Annotated in this window: 6 protein-coding genes, 1 tRNA gene, 1 rRNA gene and 1 pseudogene (1 of these 9 only partly in view); 3 read left to right on the forward strand and 6 right to left on the reverse strand. The window is 42.8% G+C overall.

Going from position 1 to position 5187, the window contains the following annotated elements; translation table 11 throughout:
* Window positions 1-152: 152 nt before the first annotated feature.
* From PG418_RS18820 to PG418_RS18830, 3 genes are all read right to left on the reverse strand, one after another.
* Window positions 153-491, reverse strand: coding sequence for a hypothetical protein (locus tag PG418_RS18820; protein WP_498837871.1), 339 nt, complete (start codon window positions 489-491; stop codon window positions 153-155).
* A gap of 141 nt (window positions 492-632) precedes the next feature.
* Complete coding sequence (gene trxA / locus PG418_RS18825) at window positions 633-941, reverse strand: thioredoxin (RefSeq protein WP_270476330.1); 309 nt, start codon at window positions 939-941, stop codon at window positions 633-635.
* Complete coding sequence (locus PG418_RS18830; protein WP_055247597.1) at window positions 932-1390, reverse strand: RrF2 family transcriptional regulator; 459 nt, start codon at window positions 1388-1390, stop codon at window positions 932-934. The genes trxA and PG418_RS18830 overlap by 10 nt, the downstream gene beginning before the upstream one ends.
* Before the next feature lie 192 nt (window positions 1391-1582).
* On the opposite strand from PG418_RS18830, the gene PG418_RS18835 reads away from it, so the two are divergent.
* The 3 genes and pseudogenes from PG418_RS18835 (at window position 1583) to PG418_RS18845 (ending at window position 2633) form a co-directional block, all read left to right on the forward strand.
* Entirely contained in the window at window positions 1583-2059 is a 477-nt protein-coding gene (locus tag PG418_RS18835) for a DUF4118 domain-containing protein (protein ID WP_330673039.1), read from the forward strand.
* Window positions 2060-2085: 26 nt separating this feature from the next.
* A pseudogene (locus PG418_RS18840) lies at window positions 2086-2307 on the forward strand (ATP-binding protein); the annotation flags it as partial.
* Window positions 2292-2633 (forward strand): response regulator, encoded by a 342-nt coding sequence (locus tag PG418_RS18845; RefSeq protein ID WP_498837872.1) that lies wholly within the window; start codon window positions 2292-2294, stop codon window positions 2631-2633. The pseudogene PG418_RS18840 and the gene PG418_RS18845, both read left to right, overlap by 16 nt.
* Window positions 2634-2990: 357 nt before the next feature.
* On the opposite strand, the gene PG418_RS18850 is transcribed toward PG418_RS18845, so the two are convergent.
* The 3 genes from PG418_RS18850 to PG418_RS18860 all read right to left on the reverse strand — a co-directional run.
* Complete coding sequence (locus PG418_RS18850; RefSeq protein ID WP_117834705.1) at window positions 2991-3233, reverse strand: EamA family transporter; 243 nt, start codon at window positions 3231-3233, stop codon at window positions 2991-2993.
* Window positions 3234-3545: 312 nt separating this feature from the next.
* Window positions 3546-3617: transfer RNA gene (locus PG418_RS18855), tRNA-Asn, on the reverse strand.
* A 126-nt stretch (window positions 3618-3743) separates the two neighbouring features.
* Window positions 3744-5187: ribosomal RNA gene (locus PG418_RS18860) — 23S ribosomal RNA — on the reverse strand (it continues 1571 nt past the right edge of the window).

Below are 5187 nucleotides of genomic sequence, written 5' to 3' on the forward strand. Positions count from 1 at the left end.
ATCAGTATTTGAGATTAAGTAAAACGGTTCGATTCCGGTCTGCGGCATTAAGTAAAAAGTAGGAGAAACGTTGAATTTACAGCGTTTCTTTTTTTCGCAACAAAACGGGAGAGCAAAATCCCCATGCCTCCCATCTTTCAGCTCATCCATTCTTATTCTTCAACAGCCCATTTCTCAATCTGTTTCATAAATTTCTCATCTTCTGAAATAACTTTTACCGGCTTCTTATAATCAATTGCCATAAGTCCCAGTAGTCCAAATCGGGTTAATCTTTCTTTGTTTATTGCAAAATTCATAACTCTTCGTTGACACATGTAAGCGATTCGACTACCTGTGTATGCCGTAATCCAAGCTGTATCCTTATCAACTCCGAGTTTCATCAAATTCTTTATACAATTCTGTGGGGTTTTCCATTGCTTCCAGATACACATATGCAGCCTATAACAAATTCTTGCATCTAGTTCTTTACTACAGCTTCCTTCAGATTCCACCTCACAATGGACACCCCCTATATACTTCCTTGTTACCTAGGCGTATTCGGGACTTTCACCCGTTAGAGCGCGCCCATGGCGCGCAAACTACAAAAAGGATGTGCCTTGGCACATCCTTAGATAACTTATTCTATATTCTGCTTACAGAATCAGCTGTTCCAGCTCACTCTTTTCCTGAACTCCTAAAGTTCTCTCTGCGACCTTTCCATCTTTGAATACGAGAAATGTCGGAATTGACATTACCTTATATTCTCTGGCAAGCGCCATCTGCTCATCCACATTCACCTTACCTACCTTTACATCTGTAAGCTCCTGTGCGAGTTCATCAACAACCGGTCCCATTGTCTGGCATGGTCCACACCATGTTGCCCAGAAATCTACCAGTACTGGTTTTTTTGCATTTAATACTTCTTCTTCAAAATTCTCTGTTGTTAAATTGATTACTGACATGATAGACATCCTCCTGTTTCATTATCTTTTTCTTCTTTAAGGGCAGTAAGCCGTTCCTCTACTTTCTGGATCGTGATTCTTTCCAGATAATCATTACAGCTCCTGTTCATCCCTGTTACAAGTTCGTCCATAACTACAGACATCCCACTTGCAACCAAACACTTTTTATCCGGGTTTCCTGAACGCCAGGATGCTTTTACAAGCGTATTCTCCAGCGCATCACTGATCTGCCTCAGCGTAATATCCGAATTTGCTTTTGCGATCCGGTAACCGCCTCCCATGCCTTCTCTTGTCTCGATCAGACCGGCTTTTTTTAGTTTTCCCATCACTCTGCGTATGCATACAGGATTTGTACATACATTATCTGCGAGTTCTTCACTTGCGATAGTAGCATTGCTGCGATCCAGAAATACAAGTGCATGAACCGCTATTGCAAATTCACTTGTCACGCTTCTCCCCTCATTTCTTATATGTTGAACTGTAATTTTTTTAATTACAGTTTATACTGTAACAATATCACATACAGTTTGCCATGTCAACCTCTTTGTCTGGATTTTGTTATGATTTTTTATCTCTGTTGACATTTGCGAGGAAATATGATAGTTTTTTTGTGAAAATTTTATTTATGAGGATTATCTGCTATGAATAAATTATTACATAACAATACACTTTTTACACTCACACTACTTGGCATCGCGACCGCACTTGCCTTTCTTTTTTTCTCATTCGTTTCTGAAAATACTGCAAACATCGCATTACTTTATATTATTGCCCAAATCTTGATTGCACGATATACGAACGGATACCTGCACGGGCTCTTTTCTTCTGTTTTCTCCGTAATCTGTATCAATTTCTTCTTTACCTATCCGTTTTTCCGACTGAATTTCACATTGAGCGGCTATCCGGTCACATTTATCGGAATGTTGATCATTACATTGCTCACCACAGCAACCACTTCCTCTCTTCTGTCTGATGATTCCATCTTATCAGATGCAGAAAAAAGAGAACTTCTTGAAAATATTGAAAATGACTCCAGCTGGCTCCTCAATATGGTTGAAAATCTTCTCAGTGTAACAAGACTCCGGAGCTTACCGTCACTGATCATCCAGACCACGTAACCTTCTGTGTCAAAGATTTCGGACATGGTCTGAACCCGGACGTTATTCCGGATATTTTCAGTGGCATCTGCCACAATACTGGTTCCGTTGACTCCCACAAGGGTATGGGAATCGGCTTATCAATCTGCAAAACGATCATTGACGCACACAATGGTTATATCGAAGCCAAAAACCACACCAATGGTGCTTTATTTCTGTTTACATTACCAAAAGAAGAGGAGGAAAACATTCCATGCAGCCAAAAGTAAATATCCTTTTTATAGAAGACGAACAAAATATCCTTACTTTTGTTACAAAGCTGTTATATGGGCACAATTATAAAGTAACAACCGCCATAACCGGTACTGAAGGTCTTCAGCTGATAAATTCTATCTGTCCAGATCTCATTCTCCTTGATCTTGGGCTCCCGGATATGGATGGTCAGACAATCATCCGGCAGGTTCGTGAATGGTCCGACTGTCCAATTATCGTCATCTCTGCACGTACAAATGAACATGAAAAGGTAAAAGCTCTCGATCTTGGCGCGGATGAATACCTCTTCAGATCAACTCTTCCACCCTTACAAATGTGGTGAGCTAATACTCGATTTTGAAAAACGTACCCTGACTATCAGTGGAAATATCGTTCATTTGACTCCAATCTCTTTTCAAATTACATATTTTCTCATAAAATGACTTTATCAAAAGAAATACAAAGAACTGGAGTGATCGAGGCATGAATATTGGAATGTTACTTTTGGTTTTAATTGGAGGCTTTGCAGGTCTTTTTTCTACACTTTATATTTGTATCAGTCTTCCATTCACCATTATATGGAAGATTTATCGCCGGGTTGCAAAAGGCATCCCGATTATGAAATAGCTGTTTCGTTTAACATCCTAATTCCAAATAAGAATGCCGGAGTAATGCTCCGGCATTCGTCATCTTTATTTTATTATTTTTTGTCTTTATTTGTAAGATTACACATTACAATTGCTACCATCACAAGAATAATCCCGAATATTTCTCCTGCTGATAAGGTTTCTTTATATAGTATTACACCAATCAAAGTAGCTGCAACTGGCTCAACTGATGCCAAAATAGAAGCTTTTCCATTATCTAAATTTTTAAGACCGGCAGTATACAAGCAAAATGCAAGCACTGTACTTAAAAAACCAAATTTCAAACTTGCGGACAAAAATTCCCATGCTTCCCCAAAATATCCCTGCCAGAATTACCATTCCTGATGCAAGTTTTTTCATTATCCTGCCTCCTTATATCCCAAAAAGATGATAACGCAACAAGCATTGTTACGCAATCACCCTTGAAATACTGTTTTTACTATAATACAAATATGCAGAGCTGTCCAGCCTAAATCAGACTGAATCTTTTATTATATTTAAATTTGACCGACTCCACATATGGTGCCCGGATAAATATCATCGATACAGTTCCTTCGGAATTTCCTATGAAATGAAAAAAACTGTAAGCAATCGCTTACAGTTCTCAACTCCCCGAGTTGGGTTCGAACCAACGACCCTTCGGTTAACAGCCGAATGCTCTACCGCTGAGCTATCGAGGACTACTTTTATTATTATAAACACTTTACATATATTTTGCAAGTGCTTTTTTCATTTTTTATGTACTCTGAAAACCACATACAAATTTAAATCTTTACTCCATCCATTCTTTACCCTGTCCTACCTTCTTGGTTATGCCCTCGACCGATTAGTAACAGTCAGCTCCATGCATTACTGCACTTCCACCTCTGCCCTATCTACCTTGTCGTCTTCAAGGGGTCTTACAACTTGCGTTGGGATATCTCATCTTGAGGGGGGCTTCACGCTTAGATGCCTTCAGCGTTTATCCCTTCCTGACTTGGCTACTCTGCCATGCTCCTGGCGGAACAACAGATACACCAGCGGTCAGTCCAGCCCGGTCCTCTCGTACTAAGGCCAGCTCCTCTCAAATATCCTACGCCCACGCCGGATAGGGACCGAACTGTCTCACGACGTTCTGAACCCAGCTCGCGTACCGCTTTAATGGGCGAACAGCCCAACCCTTGGGACCTACTTCAGCCCCAGGATGCGATGAGCCGACATCGAGGTGCCAAACCACTCCGTCGATGTGAACTCTTGGGAGTGATAAGCCTGTTATCCCCAGGGTAGCTTTTATCCGTTGAGCGATGGCAATCCCACTTTATACCACCGGATCACTAAGTCCTACTTTCGTACCTGCTCCACCCGTCGGTGTCGCAGTCAAGCTCCCTTCTGCCTTTGCACTCTTCGAATGGTTTCCAACCATTCTGAGGGAACCTTTGAGCGCCTCCGATACCCTTTCGGAGGCGACCGCCCCAGTCAAACTCCCCACCTGACATTGTCCCCCAGCCGGGTCACGGCTGCTGGTTAGAAATCCAATACTGCAAGGGTGGTATCCCAACAGCGGCTCCGCATCAACTGGCGTCAATGCTTCTTCGCCTCCCACCTATCCTGTACATACAATATCGAATCCCAGTATCAAGCTGGAGTAAAGCTCCATGGGGTCTTTCCGTCCTGGCGCAGGTAACCAGCATCTTCACTGGTATTTCAATTTCACCGGGTGCATTGTTGAGACAGTGCCCAAATCATTACGCCTTTCGTGCGGGTCGGAACTTACCCGACAAGGAATTTCGCTACCTTAGGACCGTTATAGTTACGGCCGCCGTTTACTGGGGCTTAAGTTCAAAGCTTCGCTTGCGCTAACCTCTCCCCTTAACCTTCCAGCACCGGGCAGGCGTCAGCCCATATACTTCACCTTACGGTTTTGCATAGACCTGTGTTTTTGCTAAACAGTTGCTTGGGCCAATTCTCTGCGGCCAGCTCTCACTGGCACTCCTTCTCCCGAAGTTACGGAGTCATTTTGCCGAGTTCCTTAACAATGCTTCTCCCGTCGGCCTTAGGATTCTCTCCTCACCTACCTGTGTCGGTTTACGGTACGGGTACAGTACAAACAATAGCGGCTTTTCTTGGCAGCTGGCTCACACATTTCCCTACTTTTGTTCGGTATGCATCACGTCTTCGGATTATAGAGCGGATTTGCCAACTCTACTCCTACCTCGCTTGCCACGGGATTCCATTCCCGCTAGTGCTCTCCCTCTGCGTCCCCACAGTTCT

Source organism: Bariatricus sp. TF06-38A, assembly GCF_027690675.1.
Classification (GTDB): domain Bacteria; phylum Bacillota; class Clostridia; order Lachnospirales; family Lachnospiraceae; genus Allocoprococcus; species Allocoprococcus comes.

What these genes read in the sequence shown, in the direction of transcription:
- PG418_RS18845 (WP_498837872.1), top strand. Translation starts at nt 2,292, where the DNA reads ATGCAGCCAAAAGTAAATATCCTTTTTATAGAAGACGAACAAAATATC.
- trxA (WP_270476330.1), bottom strand. Translation starts at nt 941, where the DNA reads ATGTCAGTAATCAATTTAACAACAGAGAATTTTGAAGAAGAAGTATTA.
- PG418_RS18835 (WP_330673039.1), top strand. Translation starts at nt 1,583, where the DNA reads ATGAATAAATTATTACATAACAATACACTTTTTACACTCACACTACTT.